Origin of the sequence: Nostoc sp. (genome assembly GCF_036917095.1) — a bacterium.
Classification (GTDB): Bacteria; Cyanobacteriota; Cyanobacteriia; order Cyanobacteriales; family Nostocaceae; genus Nostoc.
Map to the genome: position 1 here is coordinate 302,843 of NZ_JBALFH010000015.1, position 17,829 is coordinate 320,671.

Annotated in this window: 16 protein-coding genes; 5 read left to right on the plus strand and 11 right to left on the minus strand. The window is 42.9% G+C overall.

Features of this window, described 5'->3' with window-relative positions:
- The first annotated feature begins 214 nt into the window (after positions 1 to 214).
- The gene (locus tag V7L01_RS05430; RefSeq protein WP_289796891.1) at positions 215 to 448 is read left to right on the plus strand and encodes an EF-hand domain-containing protein; all 234 of its coding nucleotides are present in this window, start codon (positions 215 to 217) and stop codon (positions 446 to 448) included.
- Between the two features lie 367 nt (positions 449 to 815).
- On the opposite strand, the gene V7L01_RS05435 is transcribed toward V7L01_RS05430, so the two are convergent.
- Positions 816 to 1,307, minus strand: coding sequence for a GNAT family N-acetyltransferase (locus tag V7L01_RS05435; protein WP_335032640.1), 492 nt, complete (start codon positions 1,305 to 1,307; stop codon positions 816 to 818).
- A 332-nt stretch (positions 1,308 to 1,639) separates the two neighbouring features.
- Here V7L01_RS05435 and V7L01_RS05440 point away from each other — a divergent pair, with 332 nt between their 5' ends.
- Positions 1,640 to 2,122 carry a hypothetical protein gene (locus V7L01_RS05440; RefSeq protein ID WP_335032642.1) on the plus strand — a complete coding sequence of 161 codons (483 nt, stop codon included), beginning with the start codon at positions 1,640 to 1,642 and terminating at the stop codon, positions 2,120 to 2,122.
- A 201-nt stretch (positions 2,123 to 2,323) separates the two neighbouring features.
- Here V7L01_RS05440 and V7L01_RS05445 read toward each other — a convergent pair whose 3' ends face one another.
- Both V7L01_RS05445 and V7L01_RS05450 read right to left on the minus strand, forming a co-directional pair.
- The gene (locus V7L01_RS05445; RefSeq protein WP_335032644.1) at positions 2,324 to 2,647 is read right to left on the minus strand and encodes a hypothetical protein; all 324 of its coding nucleotides are present in this window, start codon (positions 2,645 to 2,647) and stop codon (positions 2,324 to 2,326) included.
- A 26-nt stretch (positions 2,648 to 2,673) separates the two neighbouring features.
- Positions 2,674 to 2,892, minus strand: coding sequence for a hypothetical protein (locus V7L01_RS05450; protein ID WP_335032646.1), 219 nt, complete (start codon positions 2,890 to 2,892; stop codon positions 2,674 to 2,676).
- A gap of 1,140 nt (positions 2,893 to 4,032) precedes the next feature.
- Here V7L01_RS05450 and V7L01_RS05455 point away from each other — a divergent pair.
- From V7L01_RS05455 to V7L01_RS05465, 3 genes are all read left to right on the plus strand, one after another.
- Positions 4,033 to 5,817 carry a diguanylate cyclase domain-containing protein gene (locus V7L01_RS05455; RefSeq protein ID WP_335032648.1) on the plus strand — a complete coding sequence of 595 codons (1,785 nt, stop codon included), beginning with the start codon at positions 4,033 to 4,035 and terminating at the stop codon, positions 5,815 to 5,817.
- Positions 5,818 to 6,218: 401 nt separating this feature from the next.
- Positions 6,219 to 6,665 (plus strand): YybH family protein, encoded by a 447-nt coding sequence (locus V7L01_RS05460; RefSeq protein WP_335032650.1) that lies wholly within the window; start codon positions 6,219 to 6,221, stop codon positions 6,663 to 6,665.
- Between the two features lie 168 nt (positions 6,666 to 6,833).
- The gene (locus V7L01_RS05465; protein ID WP_335032651.1) at positions 6,834 to 7,235 is read left to right on the plus strand and encodes a VOC family protein; all 402 of its coding nucleotides are present in this window, start codon (positions 6,834 to 6,836) and stop codon (positions 7,233 to 7,235) included.
- An 80-nt stretch (positions 7,236 to 7,315) separates the two neighbouring features.
- On the opposite strand, the gene V7L01_RS05470 is transcribed toward V7L01_RS05465, so the two are convergent.
- The 8 genes from V7L01_RS05470 to V7L01_RS05505 all read right to left on the minus strand — a co-directional run bounded on the left by V7L01_RS05470 (position 7,316) and on the right by V7L01_RS05505 (position 17,356).
- Positions 7,316 to 7,852: a pentapeptide repeat-containing protein gene (locus tag V7L01_RS05470; RefSeq protein ID WP_335032653.1), complete on the minus strand. Its 537-nt coding sequence runs from the start codon at positions 7,850 to 7,852 to the stop codon at positions 7,316 to 7,318.
- Between the two features lie 327 nt (positions 7,853 to 8,179).
- Positions 8,180 to 9,484, minus strand: a complete 1,305-nt coding sequence (locus V7L01_RS05475; protein WP_335032655.1) for a dihydroorotase — start codon at positions 9,482 to 9,484, stop codon at positions 8,180 to 8,182.
- A 104-nt stretch (positions 9,485 to 9,588) separates the two neighbouring features.
- Entirely contained in the window at positions 9,589 to 9,756 is a 168-nt protein-coding gene (locus V7L01_RS05480; protein WP_335032657.1) for a hypothetical protein, read from the minus strand.
- A 12-nt stretch (positions 9,757 to 9,768) separates the two neighbouring features.
- Complete coding sequence (locus V7L01_RS05485) at positions 9,769 to 11,121, minus strand: histidine phosphatase family protein (RefSeq protein ID WP_335032659.1); 1,353 nt, start codon at positions 11,119 to 11,121, stop codon at positions 9,769 to 9,771.
- A gap of 202 nt (positions 11,122 to 11,323) precedes the next feature.
- Entirely contained in the window at positions 11,324 to 11,893 is a 570-nt protein-coding gene (locus V7L01_RS05490) for a Uma2 family endonuclease (protein WP_335032661.1), read from the minus strand.
- Positions 11,894 to 11,938: 45 nt separating this feature from the next.
- Positions 11,939 to 12,982, minus strand: coding sequence for an agmatinase SpeB (gene speB / locus V7L01_RS05495; protein ID WP_335032662.1), 1,044 nt, complete (start codon positions 12,980 to 12,982; stop codon positions 11,939 to 11,941).
- Between the two features lie 247 nt (positions 12,983 to 13,229).
- Positions 13,230 to 14,822: an FAD-dependent oxidoreductase gene (locus V7L01_RS05500; protein ID WP_335032664.1), complete on the minus strand. Its 1,593-nt coding sequence runs from the start codon at positions 14,820 to 14,822 to the stop codon at positions 13,230 to 13,232.
- A 281-nt stretch (positions 14,823 to 15,103) separates the two neighbouring features.
- Entirely contained in the window at positions 15,104 to 17,356 is a 2,253-nt protein-coding gene (locus tag V7L01_RS05505; RefSeq protein WP_335032666.1) for a glycoside hydrolase family 65 protein, read from the minus strand.
- Positions 17,357 to 17,829 lie beyond the last annotated feature (473 nt).

The window sequence follows — 17,829 nt, forward strand, 5'->3', positions numbered from 1 at the left end:
TAGCTGTATCTCTGACTGTGTTAGAACCTTAGCGCGTCCGTGCCGATTTATTTTCATCGCTAGATTATTCGTCAGACTGTAGAACCTGCGATCCACAGCATACACCCGATCTAAGCCCCAGCGATAGCCGTTTCTACGTCTAAGGATACAAGTTTATTTAATTTTGAGATATTAATGAGATATTAAGTAAGAAAACTAATTCAGATAGAAACTTATGGCAACCGAGCAAGAGCTTCAATCTCTTTTTAATACCTTAGATAGCGATCGAGACGGCAAAGTATCCATTAACGATCTTTTTTTAAGTCCTGGCTTAAGTGCAATCATCTCATCAGAAACAAATACCACTAGTCCCCAGGAATTACTAGTAAATTATGATTCAGACAAAGACGGTAGTATTACCTTTGAAGAGTTAAAGGAAGCAGTTGAGAAAGCAAATAATTTAAACTAGCAGCCAAAAAACCCAATACCCAATCATCACCCCTTCAGGATGACCTTGGAGGTGAAGGGCATTTTAGGGGATTGTGGAGTGTATAGGAAGTGCGATCGCCCAATGTCCAATGCCCAATACCACCACGCCATAGATTAAAGCGATCGCACTTCCCCATTCCTCTTTCCCCAAAAAAAACCTTTTTTTTGTTTTGGCGACGCGGCGCGAAGGCAATTAGATGAGGTGATTTCCTGAAGCGGTGAAAATTTAAAATTTCAAAAGTGGAGAGGCGATCGCAGTGGAGAATCCAATTTCTCTATTACCAATAACGTAGCGCAAATAGCAAGTAATCATATCAATCTGGTTTAAGGACTTTTCTGCTCATCAGTCACCTCTGGTAGTTTAGTTTCTTCTCCCAGAATAATGCCTTGCCCATCTGGGGATTTAGCTCATAGCCACTGAATCCGCACGCCTTGTATGCTGACTGGGCAACATGGTTTCCTTCCAGTACCTCTAGTGTGAGTTTGCAGCAGCCCAAATCGAACGCGATCTCTTCCGCTTTCTGTAGCAGCAGTTTGGACAAGCCTCTACCACGGTAGGGTAAAGCAACGATGACATCATGAATATTAAGTAATGGCTTGCACGCGAACGTAGAGAATCCTTCTAAGCAGACAACAAGCCCTGCGGGTTCGGCATCGACAAGCGCAAGAATGACATGAGCTGTTTTTCTCTTTGCAAGCTCTGCTCTTAGGTTTGCTTTAACGTAGTCGGACAGACCTTTACCACCACCCATCGGGTCGAGCGCATATTCATCCATTAATTGAACCATAGCGTCCGCATGAGCAGGCATAGTAAGGTCTGCTTCAACAATTTCAATCATCTATTAATTCTTGAATCTTCAAATGTTGGCATAATGTTCCTGTTTAGTAGCTACCGACAACCCTAGTTTTGGATAGTTTATTTGAATTAAAAAAAACTAATTTCAATCCTGAAAAGATACTAGCAGGAAAGGGAGTAAATGAATTCCTCGATCGTAAAAACATTTTTTGAGTAGGGGCAGATATAGCGGTTCGCGCCGCAAGCATTGAGCTTTAGCGGTGTCCAGTTGCCCGATCGCCTAGAAAGAGATCAGATGCCTAAAGCTTGACGAAACGGAAGGTTTTGCTACGATAGCAGGTTAGCTTTGAATTGTTCAACTCCTTTGCCTGACTAATGAAAACTTTTTTGAAAATTATTGTCTCAATAATTATTACTGTATATGCAGCATGGTCACTTTTTCAATATAATTCCTATAGTGGGATTATTCCTGCAAAAATTGGCATAACCTACGCCATACACATTGGCGGTAAGACTGGTTTTCGAGAGGGCTGTGGCGCAGCTATATTTCGACTATCAAATGCAACTGCGGATGCCATTGACCGCGAAGGACTTAATTTTTTTAACGACGTTATCTATTCAAGAAAAAGCAAAGAGCGCTACTACACATATAGCTCGTGGAAAGAAACACCAGTTCCCGATTCATGGACGAGTGAAGGCTCTTGGCCAGGTTTGGGTTGTTCGGGTGCAAGTAGCTCACTGTTGTCCAAAATCCTTGTAGCTGCTTCTAAAAAAGGAAGCTATTACTCCTCCATAGACGAAGGAGAGATTCTTGTTATTCCAAACCATAAATTGGTCGTCTTTACTTATTTTGGCTAGTCCCGCCAATCCAAATGCTATCTAAACATCGACTTAAAAAGCATTTGACAACGTTAGAACTTACACATTTTTTATTATTTTCGCCAAAATCAATAGCGATCGGGCTTTTATCGCAATGTCGCCTAACCCATATATGACGACATCACGGAGGCGATCGCTGCATTAATGTTTTGTATTAGTGTCGAAACAGGGTAAACCGAACTACTCACGAGATAATGCTGGAAAGCCACGTCCTTCTAGCCAACTATAATTATTAACTAAATTTGTAATAGCTTGCCGAATTGAGTCAGAATTAAAATTGCGTACTACAATATCTGGCAAGATAGCTACTTGTTTATCTATCCAATCAAGATTGTTAATCTGGTTGTGGAGGTAATTTTCACTCCAGATATTAAAACTAATCCGTGAATCATCGGGATAGCATATTATTGCATTACAGAACTCGTCATCTAAATTCTGATTTTCCGTTGCATTATATTCATCAAGCTCAACCCATATCTCAAATTCCTTAATTGAAGCACTCATTTTCTTTTTAAGTATCATTACAAAATCTAAATTAATCCCCGACAGTTCAATTCTTTTAGCATGGGGTAGCATTTTTGAACTACTTGCGCTGTTGAGTTGCCCTCTTCATCGTTATTAAATGCCAAACCAATTCTACTGACATTTTTGAGGAATTCTTGGGGCAAGTTATCCAGGTCATCAACTGCCATGTACATTGTTCTAACTGGTGGTTGCCCCAAGTGTCCTTGAATGTCAATCTCTGCCATTATCAGCGCATCAATGGGGGAGTCATACAAGAATACTCTCTCGATTTTCGAGTCTGCCTCTCCACCCAATTTCAGGTGAAACCACCCCTCGGAGCGATCGCCAAAAAAATAACCTTTTTTAGAAAAGTCTTTTCAGCCATGTAATATGGGCATAACCCATGCTGTGCGGCTGTTTAACCCCAATGTCGTCGAAACATTTCAAATCCCGACTTTTTATGCCTTAGAAAGCCCAGCTTACAAGAGTAAAAGGAGTGTTTTTGTAGCTGTTCAAGAAATTGCTCTACGTAGAGGTAGATTCTCAATACTTCTCGGATAAGGGTTGAGCCGTCCTAAATTCAGATCCCCCCGCCTACGGCGACCCCCTTAAAAAGGGGGTAAAAGAGGGTTAGAAGCCCCCCAATTTATCGGGGGGTTGGGGGGATCTGCAACGACTAATTGCGCTAACCGAGAAGTATTGGGTAGATTCTCGCCGGACTCCAAAAGTGTTATGCAGTCTGAAAGTTTTCTATAAACAGTTTGTCATCTCAAGTCAGTTCAGACTGTTTCAAGTTTTTAAATAGTCTGTATTGTTTAATTACTTCTTGTAGTAAATAAACTTTATCTGCTTTCGGCATTTCATTGTCGAGAGAGAGTTGCTTACTTCATTACTGCGACTTTACCCGAATCTCAGAGATAATTGTACTAGCAGCAAACTGTTTATATAATGACTCTGCAAGTTTGGCATTCACTTTTTAAACTATTTTTTGAAACTTCATAGTTTCTTGAGGTATTAATGGCATCACCGTGCCAAAATGGGTAAATTGTACGCGCTTGAAATTGATGCTAACCTCAACGCTATGAAAATAAGTTATTTTGAACAAATATGGCATATTTCTATTTATCACTTTTGACTCGCTAACGTCTTTCCAGATGCTTCCGAGTATCTATACTCTGAACAAACAAGGCACCCTGATGTCAGAAATCGAGGCCAGTAACGGCTTTTTTAAAAAGGCTGACAATGACTTTTAGTAAAGGTTTAGGGCTGCTAGTACTGCGAAACTTCCTTGCGGGATAATGGCTATACAATACAAAATAAATTACGTTGCTACAGCCTTGTAGCTGTCTTTTTTCATCTGTAATTTTACTAGATCAATTTAAATTATGTTATACAAAACAATTCCGGAAATACTGAAATTATTTGCTCATTTGCTCTGTAAGCTTTTAGGACAGCCTAGTGTTAGTAATTTAGAAACTCAACTGCATGATAAATACGTTCAAATTCAGCAGCTAGAAGAGCAAGAAAGGGCGCTTTACAGAGTGATTAGCAAAATCCGAGCTTCTCTTGAGTTAGAAAAAATCTTTCGTACAGCTACTAAGGAAACTTGCAAGTTACTCCGCATTGAGCGGATTGCCGTCTATCGTTTCGATGAAAACTGGGGTGGAGAATTTGTCAGCGAATTTGAGTTTGCAGAGCCGGGATGGGATGATGTAGACACATTAGGAAAAAATACAGTTTGGAATGACTCTTATCTACAAGAACATCAAGGTGGACGATATCGTAATAATGAAACTTTGGTTGTTTCAGATGTCTACGCAATCGGCTTGTCTCAATGCCATTTAGAAATTTTAGAACAGTTCCATATTCGAGCTTATGCAACTGCACCAATTTTTGTTGGAAAAAAACTGTGGGGAGTACTTGCTGCTTATCAGCACTCACAGCCACATGAATGGAAAAAATTAGAAATTCAGTTTCTGTCTCAGATTGCAACGCAGTTAGGGTTTGCAGTTAAACAAGCAGAATTTTTAGCTCAAGCAGAACAAAAAGCAGCAGAACTGCATAAAGCGAATGAGCAGCAAGATATTCTGTTTAATTTAGTTGCTGAAATTCGTGAATCTCTTAATTTAGAAACCTTGTTTAAGACAACTGCACGAGAAATTCGTAAAGCTCTCCGTACCGATCGCGTCAGTATCTTTCGATTTTACCCGGAATCTAACTATACCTCTGGTGAATTTGTCTCCGAGAATGTATTGCCTGAATACGATTCGACGATCGCCATCAAGGTGATGGATGATTGTTTTGGTGAAAAATATGCAGTTGCTTATCACCAAGGACGTATACAGGTATTATCAGATATTTATCAAGCTGGGCTAAAGGATTGCCACCTTCAACTGTTAGAGCAATTTCAAATCAAGGCGCAAATTGTTGTACCTCTAATGAAAGGAAAAACTTTATGGGGATTGTTATGTGTTCATCAGTGTCGTTGTTCGCGCGAATGGAAAACGCCTGAAATTCAATTTATCCGACAGTTAGCAGCTCAGTTTAATGTGGCTTTAGAACATTCGGAATTATTAGAGCAATCCCGCTCTCAAGCTCATCAACTTGCTCAAGCGAACCATGCTTTAGAACTCGCAAATTCTCAGCTAGAAAAACTTAGTAAGTTAGATGGTCTAACCAAAATCGCAAACCGTCATTGTTTTGATGAATTTTTAGAGCAGGAATGGGTTCGACTAGGACGAACTGAGAATTACTTATCTTTAGTTCTATTTGATATTGACTATTTCAAGGGTTATAACGATTCTTATGGACACCTAGCTGGAGATGAATGCTTAATACAAGTTGCTCGTGCAGCACAAGCTGTATTAAAGCGTCCTACCGATCTACTAGCTCGTTATGGTGGTGAAGAATTTATTGTCATTTTGCCAAATACGAACGAATTAGGTGCTATCAAAGTAACTAAGTTGATTCAAAAGTCTATTCAACAGTTAAAGATTCCCCATAAGAATCAGAATAACTTTCAATCTTTTTTGACCGTCAGTTTAGGTGTTGCGATTCATAAACCAACAGCTAAAAGTTCACCTCAAGACTTGATTAATGCAGCTGATAAAGCTTTGTATAAAGCTAAAGAACAAGGACGCAATAGGTGGGTTTGTGCTGCGAAGCTCTAAATCCAGTGACGAGGAATAAATGGATGCCTAAGCCAGGAAGTCCTGTATTTCCCTGGTGATGAAAATCTGACGTTCGGCCCACAGAGCGTGCATCCCATCTTAAACCGCACTTAGCCCCTACAGCTTCCCCCCCTCAGCCCGTGGCGAAACATCATCAGCAGAGCGTGTATAATCACGGTGAGAATAACGAGCTTTGCGATCGAGCGCAGCATTCAGATGAGATCGTACTTGGTGTAAGGTATTCTCTAGTCCGTATTAATACTGGCGCTCGTGGCTAGGCTATGGTTGTGGTTAGATAGCATAGGCGCAGCCCACCGTAGGCATCGCTATCTTTGGTAATCTTCGTATATTACAAAATGAAGTTTGGAAAAGAGGATAACAACTGAACAAAGGAAAGTGATATGACAACTGAAAATAATAAATCAAATGATGAAGCCCAAATTCGCACGATAATCGAAGAGCGCGTCAAAGCAGTCTGCGACAAGGACATCAACGCGCTTTTATCTAACCACGCGCCGGATATTTTGTCCTTCGATGTCATCAATCCACTGCAATATATGGGAGCAGATACGATTAGAGAACGCGCCCAGAAGTGGTTTTCTTCGTTTCAAGGCTCAATCGGCTATGAAATTCGATACCTGAGCATCACGACGGGCGAAACGGTGGCTTTCTGCCATTACCTCTATCGTGTGAGCGGAACCCTGACAGACGGAGGGAAAGTTGAAATGTGGGTACGGGTGACTGTTTGCTTGCGTGAGATTGACGGCAAGTGGATGATTGTGCATGAGCATCAATCAGTGCCTTTCGACCCGGAGACAGGCAAAGCTTCGTTTAATCTCAAACCGTAGGACTTCATGAATCATAATTGGTGATTTCAATTGCAGAAATTCTACAAAGTGAAGTACTTGCTGCTGCTGTTCTCTTAATAAGGTAAGAACCTTTTGGGCAATAATTTGCTCTAGACCAACTTAAGGCAACAGAGTACAACGGTAACTAAATATTTTTGGATTAAAGCTATGTCACTACCAGAAACTATTGCAAAAGAAAAGGATACCCGTCCCCCTGTGGCGATTGGTCATGTGAGATTATATGTGAGTAATGTACCAGAAGCTAGCGATTTTTTCGTCAAGATAGGACTGCGGTCGATCGCTCAATCAGAACAATTAGCTGTTTTAGAATTACGGGGAGGAACGCACTTAGTTTTGAGAACAAGTTCAGAGGCGATCGCTCCTGGAATTAATGCGCCTTTCGATCTGATGGTAGATGATGTTTTTGCTACCAGAGATACTTTTAAGAAGTGGGGACTGACTGTTTCTGAGATCGAAACAGGCAGAATCCACACTTCGTTTACTTTGACTGGGCCGGATGGCTATCTATTAACGTTAACTTCTTCACATACAGGCGGTAGAGAAGTTTAACAAGAAGAAGAAAGGTATTAGCCGTCAGAATTGGGCATGAATTGGAGTCTGACTTAGCTGACGGGCCGCGTCAACGCATCTTAGCGACGTAACCCAATTACCCGCTCTAAGTCTGCTCCAGTAAAAATTGCACCAGTCACATTAGCATTGGTCAGATTTGCGTCTTCTAGATCGGCTTTCGTAAAATTAGCTTTGCTGAGATTTGCTCCCGTTAAATTTGCCTTTCCTAAGTCTGCATCGGTTAAATCAGCCCCACTGAGATTAGCATTACTCAGATTAGTTTCATCCAAGTCAGCGTCAATTAGGATGGCATTACTCAAATCTACTCCGTTGAGATCGGCTTTATCTAGGTTAGCGCCTCGGAGGTTACAGCTTTGACATTTTTTGGTAGATAGAAGTTTTTGAACTGAGTCGCTTGTTGCACTTACAAGGGTAGAAGGAGGTGAAAGAGTCTCTGGATCTTGCTGATTTGTTTGTAGGGATGTATTTGGAACCGGGGCTAGATTCGGTTCTGCCGCCTGGGGTTGTTCCGGTCTATAACATCCGGCTAAAACTCCTGCTGCTAACATGGCGATCGCAGCTACACTAATCTTTTTCTTCACAGCTATAGATTTCAATTTTCTATCACCCTTTTCTGCTTTACATCAATTCTTAATTTAGCAATTCAAGCAGTAAGAGCAAATCTATCTTAAGTTGAAAACAATGATTTTCAAAAAAATTTAATCGCTAGCATCACAGAATTTAATAATAAAACTTAGGTGCATTTTCGTAAGCAAAACCAAGAAAAGAGTGCTTCAAGATATCGGTTGCATTCAGTGGTTTTAAGTAGGCTACACAAGCTTTTTTTCAAATCATTGGAACAAATTATGAGTCATATAAGTTTGAAATACTAATGTATTAGTACCTTTATAAAAAGTTATGAATTTCAGAGTATTTTGCATTTTTCAACACCAAGTTTGCACAACATGACCCTTCAACTGTTGTCCTAACCAAGGTGTATTTTGGGAAAGTGTATAAAGATTTTTCCGTTCGACTTTCCAGGTTTGCTGGGGATCGAATAAAGTAAGTTCTGCTGGTTGATGAGGTAGAATCGCACTCACTTTCTGCCCCAAACACTCGGCTGGACTGCTACTCAATGCCCGCCATAATTCTAAAGCTGTAAATTCCTCAGTTTCTACGAGATACTGCCATAGCAAAGGTAATGCTAACTCTAAACCAATTGCCCCTGGAGGTGCTTCGGCAAAAGCTTGGACTTTTTCTTCGTAGCTGTAGGGTGTGTGGTCAATAGCGATCGCATCGATCGCACCGGCACGTACCCCTGCACGCAACGCCGCCATATCACGGGGGTTACCTAAAGGCGGGTCTAAATGCAAGCTGGTGTTATAACTCTTAACTGCTTTGGTATCAAGTAAAAGGTGCATCCAGGTGGTGCTGGCGGTGATCGGTAAACCAGCAGCTTTGGCTGAGGCGATTAATTCCACACTGCGAGATGTGGAGACACGCATGATATGGACTGGTGTACCGATGGCTGCAACCAATTCAAGCATAGCTGCGATCGCAGTAGTTTCTGCACTGGCGGGTATTGGGGGTAAACCGAAACGCAGAGCATCTGGCCCTTCTCTCATTACACCATTTGCTGCTAACTGGCGATCGCTAGGCCAAAAAGCTACTGGTTTGCCCAACGGCTGGAGATACTCTAACACTCCCCGCACCAGCGCCAAATTTTCTAAGGGCTTACCATCGGTAAAACCAACAACTCCAGCAGAGGCTAAATCAGCTAATTCCGTCATTTGCTTCCCAGCAGCATCTAGGGTGATTGCACCCCAAAGATGAAGCAGGGGAGCAGGGGAGCAGGGGAGCAAGGGAGACAAATTCTTTTCTGCGGCTCTGCTTCTCTGCGCCTCTGCTCTTTTTTGCTGCAACTGTGCCACAAGGGCAGGGTTATCAATAGCTGGGGATGTATCGGGTAAAATGCTAACTCTGGTAAAGCCGCCAGCAGTAGCAGCTTGTAAAAAAGACAAGAGGGTTTCTCGTTCTTCAAAGCCTGGTTCGCCGGAGTGGCTGTATAAATCCACCAACCCAGGGCCGAGAACTAATCCCTGACAATCTCTGATTTGAGTATCGGAACTGATGTCAGAAATGTGCGAAGCCACTTCTTGGATATAACCATCAGCAATCAGCACATCAAATAGTTCGTCGATTTTAGAAACCGGGTCAATCACCCGTACTTTTTGCAGCAGTTCAGTCATAAAAGTTTTTAGTTATGAGTTAGGGGTTAGAAGTTATGAGTTATTTCTTCCTCAGCCATTGCTTCTAACCTTAATTCCTCACTTCTAATTCCTCGCTTCTAACTTTATTCCTCACAGACGCGATAAATCGCGTCTCCACTCCTTGCTTTTGTACAGACGCGATTCATCGCGTCTCTCTTGTCCGCGATCGCTCGCATCTCTCTTGTCCGCGATCGCTCGCGTCTCTCTTGTACGCGATCGCTCGCGTCTCTCTTGTCCGCGATCGCTCGCATTTCAGCACTCTATCACAACGCCCCTGCGGCTGTTTTATCTAGGACGCCTCCACCCAAGTGAGTGGTGATGTTCATCGCTTGCACTACTGGTAATCCATCGATTCCAGCAGGGTAGTCGATAACACTAACTGCGCCATTACCCTGGCGAAAATTCCAGAAATTTTCCAACGATAAACCCAGAATGTAACAAAGCAAGGTTTTATTAGTAGCGTCATGAGCTACTACTAATACAGTTTTGAATTGATTAGCTGATGCAGCTTGCACAATTGATTGCCAAGCTGCAACGCTGCGTTCCCACACCTCTTGCAAATTTTCCCCTTCAGGCATTTGCACTTGGGCGGGTACTAACCGCCAGCGCTGCAATTCTCCGGGAAACTCTTGTTCTATCTCTGTTTCTAATTTTCCTTCCCAGAGTCCGTGGCTGATTTCTCTTAAACCATCTTGCAAGTCTAACTTTACATGAGGATGCTGTTTTAAGATAATCTCTGCTGTTTCTTTCGGGCGCAGCATTGGGCTAGTTACAGCAAAATCAATTGCCACGTCTTTGAGAAATGCGCCTGCTTTTTCGGACTGTTGTCTGCCGTTGTCGTTGAGAGGGACATCGATTTGCCCTTGAAACCTGGTTTGGCGATTCCAATCAGTTTCACCGTGACGCACCAATAATAACCGTATTCCTTGATGATCCGGTCGCAATGAGGGTAGACTTTCCCCGGTGTGTTGCGTCTGATTTAAGGATTCTAGCTGGACTGGTTCGCCCAATCCTCCAGCAAAATTTAGTACAGTGATGCCACAGTTAGATTGTTGTATTGAATGGTAGCGACTTGGGGGGATTCCTAGCGCTGTGCTAATCAGGGCGCGATTAATTCCGTTATGTCCCACTATGAGAATAGTTTCGCCTTGATGCTGAGACAAAGTTTCTTGCCAAAATTGCCGTGCTTGTTCGTATAAAGCAAGAACGGGAAAATGTTCTCTTGTCCCTTGTGCATCATTAAGCAGCATTCGCAGTTCGTCGGGGCGTTGATGCCAAGTGCGGTAGTCTTCGGCAAATTTCTGCTTTACTTCAGCAGTCAGCAGTGCTTCCCATAAAGGTAAGTCGATTTCTAGCAGCAAATCAGAAACTTGGATTACAGCAGATTGTTCCGCATGAGTAGCTAACTCACTATGGATAATATCTGCTGTATGTTTCGCTCGTTGCAAGGGACTGCTGTAAATCGCATTAAATAAAATATTGCTGAGGGCTTTGCCTGCTTTTCTGGCATCGTTACGTCCTTTTTCGGTTAATGTGGACGCATCAGTGCGCCCTTGGATACGCCTCTCGGTGTTATAACCGCTTTGACCGTGGCGCACAATGATGACACGAGTCATCTCAAAGCCCTCCTCTATCTTGACGATTAATTCTACTGCAAAATGATTGCAGAATTATCGATTAAGCAACGCGGATTTAGTAAGGTGCGAGATCCAGCCGAAACAGAACCCTTCTACGAAGCAAAATTTTTAATTATTGGCGAAGGAAGAGTCGGTAAAAACTCCAATAATGAGGTTTTTAACTTGACAATTCGTGATTTAATTACGAATTACGAATTGGTATTAGCCACCCAAAAACCTGCTCAACTGTCAAATCCAGTGTTAAAAACTTTGGTGTAGGAAGGCGATCGCTACCTATCAACTCAATAGGTTCCTGTCCTGGTAAAAATGCTAAAATCAGTCGTTCCTCTGGATCGATTAACCATCCTAGCTGAGTACCATGTTTAAGGCAGTGCAAAATATTACTGATAACTTTAGTCGCTCTTTGCTCAGGTGAGAGAATTTCTACAGTCCAGTCGGGATAAATTTCAAAAGCATTGGGTACTTCGCCATCAGCTTCAAAAGGGATTCGTTCCCAAATGAATACAGCAGCATCGGGAACAATAGAACGTCCACCAAAACTACAACGCAATTCTGGAAAGGCGAGGGCAATTTGTGAGCTTTCGGCAACTTGATTTACAGCATCACAAAACTTGAGTTGCAGACGAGAGTGTTTGCCTTGAGGCATAGGTTTCTGGTAAATTCGACCGTCAATAAACTCACTGGCAGGCTTGGTTTCTGGCAGTTTAAGAAATTCTTTGAGGCTGAGAGACGAAGGAGTTGCTGTTGTCATTGCCTTGAGTTCAGTATCATTGCCACTCTGCCAAAATTTTATCGTCTATATTTTCTGCTGAGACAAATCCATCAAGTTTGCCAGCTTGTAAACTACTCGCGCTCCAACATTACCATCCCACTCCCCATCGCCAACTTCGCAGATATCAAAGCCAATAATTTTTCTGCCACTATTGACTAATTCCCGAAACAGACAAAAACTTTGCTCTAATTCCAACCCACCTGGAACAGGAGTACCTGTACTCGGACAGAGTTTTGGATCTAGACCATCTGCATCAAAGCTAATGTAAACATACTCAGGTAGATGATTGATAATTTCTCGGCATAAATCAATCCAAGTTGTTCCAGAGTAAAGCTTTTGCTTAATGGCTGGGTCGTAATAAGCAATAATGCGACTATCAGATTGGTCAATCATTTCCACTTCATCATGACTAATATCACGCAAAGCCACTTGCACTAGCTTGGAAATTTGCGGTATTTTCATCGCATTAAACATAATAGACGCATGGGAAAACTCGAATCCCTCATAAGCATCACGTAAATCTGCGTGGGCATCAATGTGCAAAATGCCATAGTTTGCGTACTTAGTCGCTAATGCTTGGAAATAACCTAACGGCGAACTGTGATCTCCACCAAGGACGGCAACTCGCTTACCATTATTAATTGCTTCTTGACAATTTTCAAACAGCCATTGATTCACCTGTTGACAAACTTGATTAATTTCTGTGAGGACAGGTGTTAAATCTGGTTTCTCTGAGAGTTGTTTGCCTTGGGCTAATCGCTCAATAATTTGTGCTGCCAAGGCGCGGTAGTATGTATTCTTCTCTAAAATATCTTGAGGAATTTCCACCATGAAAATTCCCTGCTTCCAACCATTAGGGTTATCAAAATCGAACAAATCCAGTTGAGTCGAAGCATCGAGAATTCGCTGTGGCCCGTTAGCAGTGCCTGCGCCATAGGAAACTGTGACTTCCCAAGGTACACCAAAGACAATCAGGTTTGCAGACTCATAATCACAGGGCAAACCTAAGAGGTTGCCATTTACTTCACCTACGCCGCTGGGATTGTAGTCTTGTAGTTGATTACTCATTGCGTATCTTCTGGATTTATGTGGATAGACAGCACGCCGCCTAGTAGACATCTGCATTGTAATCAAAATTTTTCACGGGCGGTAAACTACTATAGGAATCTGGTTTGATTCCTGAATTTACTTGCGTGGGCAGGGAACAGGGAACAGGAAAGAAGGGATAGATTCGTACTGAGTTTTGTTCAAAAATCAAATACAAGTCCTATATGTTCGCTTTAGCGATCGGTTACCTGTCTCCCGTTCTATGTACTTACAACAGCGCCTCTATGAATTGAGCGAAATTGCGACAATATAGCTGTTGGTTGTACTCTTGCCACTGTTTGTCTGAGGAGTAGGGCGATCGCTCTAATGTTGCCTGTTGGACGTATGCTATTAATGGGCGACGAAGATACTCATATTTCTCGAAGGCTTTGGCTATAGCTTGCAGATCGTCCCAGTTATTCTCCTCAGCAATTTTAGCAATTAGTGCTGCAACTGCCAGCGCATCTTCAAATCCTTGATTAGCTCCTTGAGCCATGAAGGGAGGCATTCCATGTGCGGCATCGCCAACTAATACGATTCGCCCTACACTCCAGGCTGGGGGAATTTTGGCAGAATCGCCTTCAGTATTGGGGTCAGTTGTGTTAGAAACTTGTAGAGAATCCGAAATGGTAGCGTGGTGAATATAGTATGGGCGTTGCTGCATCTTGGCAGGAGGAGACATACGCACTAATTGCTTAAGCGCATCAGGAAAGTTTGCCTGCTGCAACTCCTGCAAAGCTAAGTCAATTAAAGAACTTTCAGACTTTCCTTGCAAGGAGTCTAAAGGCAAAGCAAGATGTATTATATACGCTAGTCCACCAGTCGATCTATGAAATAAAATGATTCTGATGTTCTTTATACAAACATAATTTCCAGATATTTCATCATTAGTGATTGTTACAATTGGTGAGCCTTGAAAGAAATCTTCTTCTAATTTCGTCCACAGTTCCTTTGCTATCTCAGGTATTTCCATACAAAATATAGCTGCAAACCCAGAGTATTCGGGTCGGGCAAAATCATGGTATTGACTATCTGTGTAAAGTAGCCTACGAACTGTAGAATTAATCCCGTCTGCTGCAACAATTAGTTTAGCTCTAATCGATTTTGGTGCTAATTCTTGGGGGGCAATATCTGAGTCTTGGGGCTGTGCATCATTGTGTTTCTGCCCCTCTGTCCAATAGGCATAGGGGTTGGCTTCTATTCGTGTATCAGCTACACAATCTATGCGGACACAACCGTTTTCCGGCTCATTCACAACATTAATACAACGGTGATTAGCTTTAACTCGGTCTTGTGGAAGTAACTGTCTGAGGGTTGTCTGCAAATCGTACCAAGAAATTGGCACTCGACCCTCGCCATAATCTTTAAACCAGTCATCAAAACTAAGCGAGGTTGACTGAATTATCTGCCCCTGTAAATCTTTGTAAGCCCATTGAGGTGAAGTTTTTGGAGGTTGTTCACCTTGAGTAGACTCGACAGTTTTCTGGTCATTAGACTGCTTAGAATTCAATAAACCAAGTCCAGTTTTTTTGACTTCTTCGTAAGCATTAGAATCTAAATATTTGAGAGCTTGTAATCCATTGGGGAGAAGATCCACTGTTTGTCCAATTGGACGGAAGGTGCGAGTTTGATCGACGACAAGCAGATTTTCAATTCCACGTTTACGTAAGCCAATAGCAGTTGCTAACCCAATAGGGCCAGCGCCAACCACTACAACATCGTAGATTTCCTGAGCAGCAGAAGAGGAGACAACGCCAGCCAAGGAATCAGCTTTGGTTGATGTGTCTGTATGTGTATGAGAACTCGATTTAGTTTCTACCATATTTATACACAGGAATCTTGCATAGAAGCTGGGCAATGTGGAAAGCTATAGCTATCAAGTAAGATACCATCACGCAAGAATAGCAAACATTTTGCCGCGATCGGACTTTTATCTAAAACACCAATGGTTAGCTGACAAAAATCCTGAGGACTCTTTTATGGTAATGGGTGCAAGCGATCGCAAACCAAATATATTCATCCCACGCTCCTAAGAATGAAACGTGGGATGAATTGCTGTTTCAGCTAAATTAGTAATTAGCTCGACCTTAGCGATCGCTAATCTCACTGAATTTTTGAGCGTGTATCTGCCAAGGCGGGAACTTTGACTTCTGTTTCGGCTTGTAAGTCGAAGTCATACCACTCGTTACGCCATTGCAGGCGAAACTTCAAACGCGTCCAGTTCGGTGGTAGGTTGGGACAGGCAACGGGGCCAAATTGAGTCATCCGAATACCGGCAAACCCAAAAACTACTGCTTGCCAAACTCCTCCAGCACTGGCGGCGTGAATTCCTTCGGCGGCGTTTAGTCTCACATCTTCCAAGTCTACCAAGGCCGATCGCATAAAATGCGTATAGGCTTCGGCTGGTTGATTGAGATCGCAAGCTAAGATGGCATGAATGGCTGGCCCTAGTGAAGAACCATAACTGTGATCGGTGCGCTGGTTGTAATAGTCCCAGTTGGTGGCGAGGGTGTTATAGTCGTAGCGCTCGCGCAGTAAGTACAAGAGCATCAAGACATCTGGCTGCTTGAGTATCTGCTTTTGGTTTGTGGCTTCAATTCCCAACAAACTTTGCAGAGATTTGCTACGCGGTTCGTAATCGGCGAGGTTAACGTCTTCTAACTGGAAAAAGCCTTCAAATTGCTCAATTAAACCCGTTTGGGCATCTTCATTCACAAATAGACGCTCTTGGATTTCCGCCCAACGGTGCAGACGCTCTGTGGTTAAGTTGAGTTTTTGCACCAGTTGTGCTGAGGTTTCAGGGTAGGCTTGTTTGAGCCAGTCCCACAGCCCCAAAGCTGATTGCAAATGCCACTGTACCATCAGATTGGTGAAGGCATTATTATCGACGCGATCGTGATTTTCATCGGGGCCAATTACATCTAGGATGTCGTAGCTGTGCCGCTCTTGGTTCCACTGCACCCGACTTTCCCAGAAAACTGCTGTATCGAGGATAATTTCCGCGCCGTAATCCCGCATCCAGTCATCATCGTTGGTAGCCTGCCAATAGTGTAAAACTGCATAGGCAACATCTGCGGTGATATGCACTTCAATGTCACCGCACCAGATGCGGATTAATTCACCATTGGGAGCTGGTACCCAGCGCGGAGTGACTTCATCGCCAGTAGTAGCACTTTCCCAAGCAAACATGGCTCCTTGATAACCGGCTTCTTGAGCTTTGCGTCTAGCTCCTTCTAAGGTGTGGTAGCGGTAGGTGAGCAAGTTCCGCGCTAGGGCTGGTTGAGTTAAGGTGAGGAAGGGAAGAATGAAGATTTCCGTATCCCAAAAGATGTGTCCGCTATAGGCAAAACCGGAGAGGGTTTTGGGAGGGATGCTCACCCGGTTATCGTGATGTGGTGTTACAGCTAGTAATTGGAAGAGATTGTAACGGACGCTCAATTGCGCCAAGCGATCGCCTTCTATAATAATGTCACTGTCTTGCCACACTTGCTCCCATGCAGCAATGTGAGCTGCCAATAGGGTAGCATATCTAGGTTCATCAGCGAGTCTTTGTAAAGCAGCTGCGATCGGAATTTCTGTTTGTCGTGAAGTAAACAGGGTGACAATCTTTTCTACAGTTACCGTTTTTCCTGGATATAACTCAAAGGTGGCTGTCAAAGTGGGAGAACTAGAAGCATTCTCAACGCGCACTGGTGTAGTTTCGTCACCATCTACCACTAACTTAGCTGCCATCCCAAGTTGAATACCTGAGTTGAGGGTTTGACTATTTAGCCAGATAATTCGATCTATACCACCTTGGTTTAGGGTTCGCCAATGTTTGATGCCTTGAGTATCTGGTTCGCTGTCAAATCCGGCTTCAATGGTAATTTCACCCTCAAAGTCTACGGATGTAATTTGAGCGCGAATCGCCACTACATGTTGATCTGCTAAACTAGTAAAACGCTCGAAGTGAAAATCTAGGGTATGTCCGCTAGGACTACGCCACCGCACATCGCGGCTAACTAAGCCTAAGCGCAGATCGAGCCGACGTTCATAGTTGAGAATCTCCCCACTGTCCATGCTAAAGCGTTCGCCAGCTACTTTTACCACCAATGGCAGCCAGTTGGGACAGTTTACAAGTTGAGTATGAGTAATTGCCACATCATCATAAACACCGTGGATGAGTGTGGCTGGAAAATCCTGAGAATACCCTTCCTCAAACGTACCCCGCACTCCTAATAGCCCATTACCAAGAGTGAAGACGGTTTCTTTGTGATGTAACTGCGTCGGGTTAAACTCCGTTTCAATAACGTTCCAGTCAGCAGTGTTAATCAGTTGCTGATTTTGTTGAGAATTGTGAGTGGGTACGTTGAGCATGAGTAATAAAACCTATGTCTTGGTGCTGGCTGTGGGCAAGATACAGAAAAATTACGAGCAATCTTTAAGTCATTAACTGCTTTACTCTAGTCCTTAGACTTGAATCTAGCCTAAGCACCAAAAAAAAGTCCTTGTTGTTAACAATAACGCTTCCAATGTCATCTGTCTACAGTTAGATTTCTTTAAAAATGCCAGCTATAACTCATAAATCTTAACTAGCTACGAATTGATTCAGTTTTCCATAAATTTCTTTCATATCGATCGGTATCACAATACAATCCATCGCGCCCAGAGACAGGTAATATTAGCTTCAATGATTTTTGTATTTAATTTAAATTAGCGAAAAGGGAACTGGTGGCTAGGAAAGGACTCTCAAATTTTGATGGGGGTTCAATTCACTGCAAAATTTACTGCTCTCATCTAAGTACTCAGTACCTAGTACAGCACAGGGTGAAATCTACAAGTGCAGTTAA

Excerpts from the sequence above, each read along its gene's own strand:
- V7L01_RS05455 (WP_335032648.1), top strand. The coding sequence starts at position 4,033 with ATGTTATACAAAACAATTCCGGAAATACTGAAATTATTTGCTCATTTG.
- V7L01_RS05490 (WP_335032661.1), bottom strand. The coding sequence starts at position 11,893 with ATGACAACAGCAACTCCTTCGTCTCTCAGCCTCAAAGAATTTCTTAAA.
- V7L01_RS05480 (WP_335032657.1), bottom strand. The coding sequence starts at position 9,756 with ATGCGAGCGATCGCGGACAAGAGAGACGCGAGCGATCGCGTACAAGAG.
- V7L01_RS05460 (WP_335032650.1), top strand. The coding sequence starts at position 6,219 with ATGACAACTGAAAATAATAAATCAAATGATGAAGCCCAAATTCGCACG.
- V7L01_RS05500 (WP_335032664.1), bottom strand. The coding sequence starts at position 14,822 with ATGGTAGAAACTAAATCGAGTTCTCATACACATACAGACACATCAACC.
- V7L01_RS05485 (WP_335032659.1), bottom strand. The coding sequence starts at position 11,121 with ATGACTCGTGTCATCATTGTGCGCCACGGTCAAAGCGGTTATAACACC.
- V7L01_RS05505 (WP_335032666.1), bottom strand. The coding sequence starts at position 17,356 with ATGCTCAACGTACCCACTCACAATTCTCAACAAAATCAGCAACTGATT.
- V7L01_RS05445 (WP_335032644.1), bottom strand. The coding sequence starts at position 2,647 with ATGAGTGCTTCAATTAAGGAATTTGAGATATGGGTTGAGCTTGATGAA.
- V7L01_RS05440 (WP_335032642.1), top strand. The coding sequence starts at position 1,640 with ATGAAAACTTTTTTGAAAATTATTGTCTCAATAATTATTACTGTATAT.
- V7L01_RS05450 (WP_335032646.1), bottom strand. The coding sequence starts at position 2,892 with ATGGCAGAGATTGACATTCAAGGACACTTGGGGCAACCACCAGTTAGA.
- V7L01_RS05435 (WP_335032640.1), bottom strand. The coding sequence starts at position 1,307 with ATGATTGAAATTGTTGAAGCAGACCTTACTATGCCTGCTCATGCGGAC.
- V7L01_RS05430 (WP_289796891.1), top strand. The coding sequence starts at position 215 with ATGGCAACCGAGCAAGAGCTTCAATCTCTTTTTAATACCTTAGATAGC.
- V7L01_RS05465 (WP_335032651.1), top strand. The coding sequence starts at position 6,834 with ATGTCACTACCAGAAACTATTGCAAAAGAAAAGGATACCCGTCCCCCT.
- V7L01_RS05475 (WP_335032655.1), bottom strand. The coding sequence starts at position 9,484 with ATGACTGAACTGCTGCAAAAAGTACGGGTGATTGACCCGGTTTCTAAA.
- speB (WP_335032662.1), bottom strand. The coding sequence starts at position 12,982 with ATGAGTAATCAACTACAAGACTACAATCCCAGCGGCGTAGGTGAAGTA.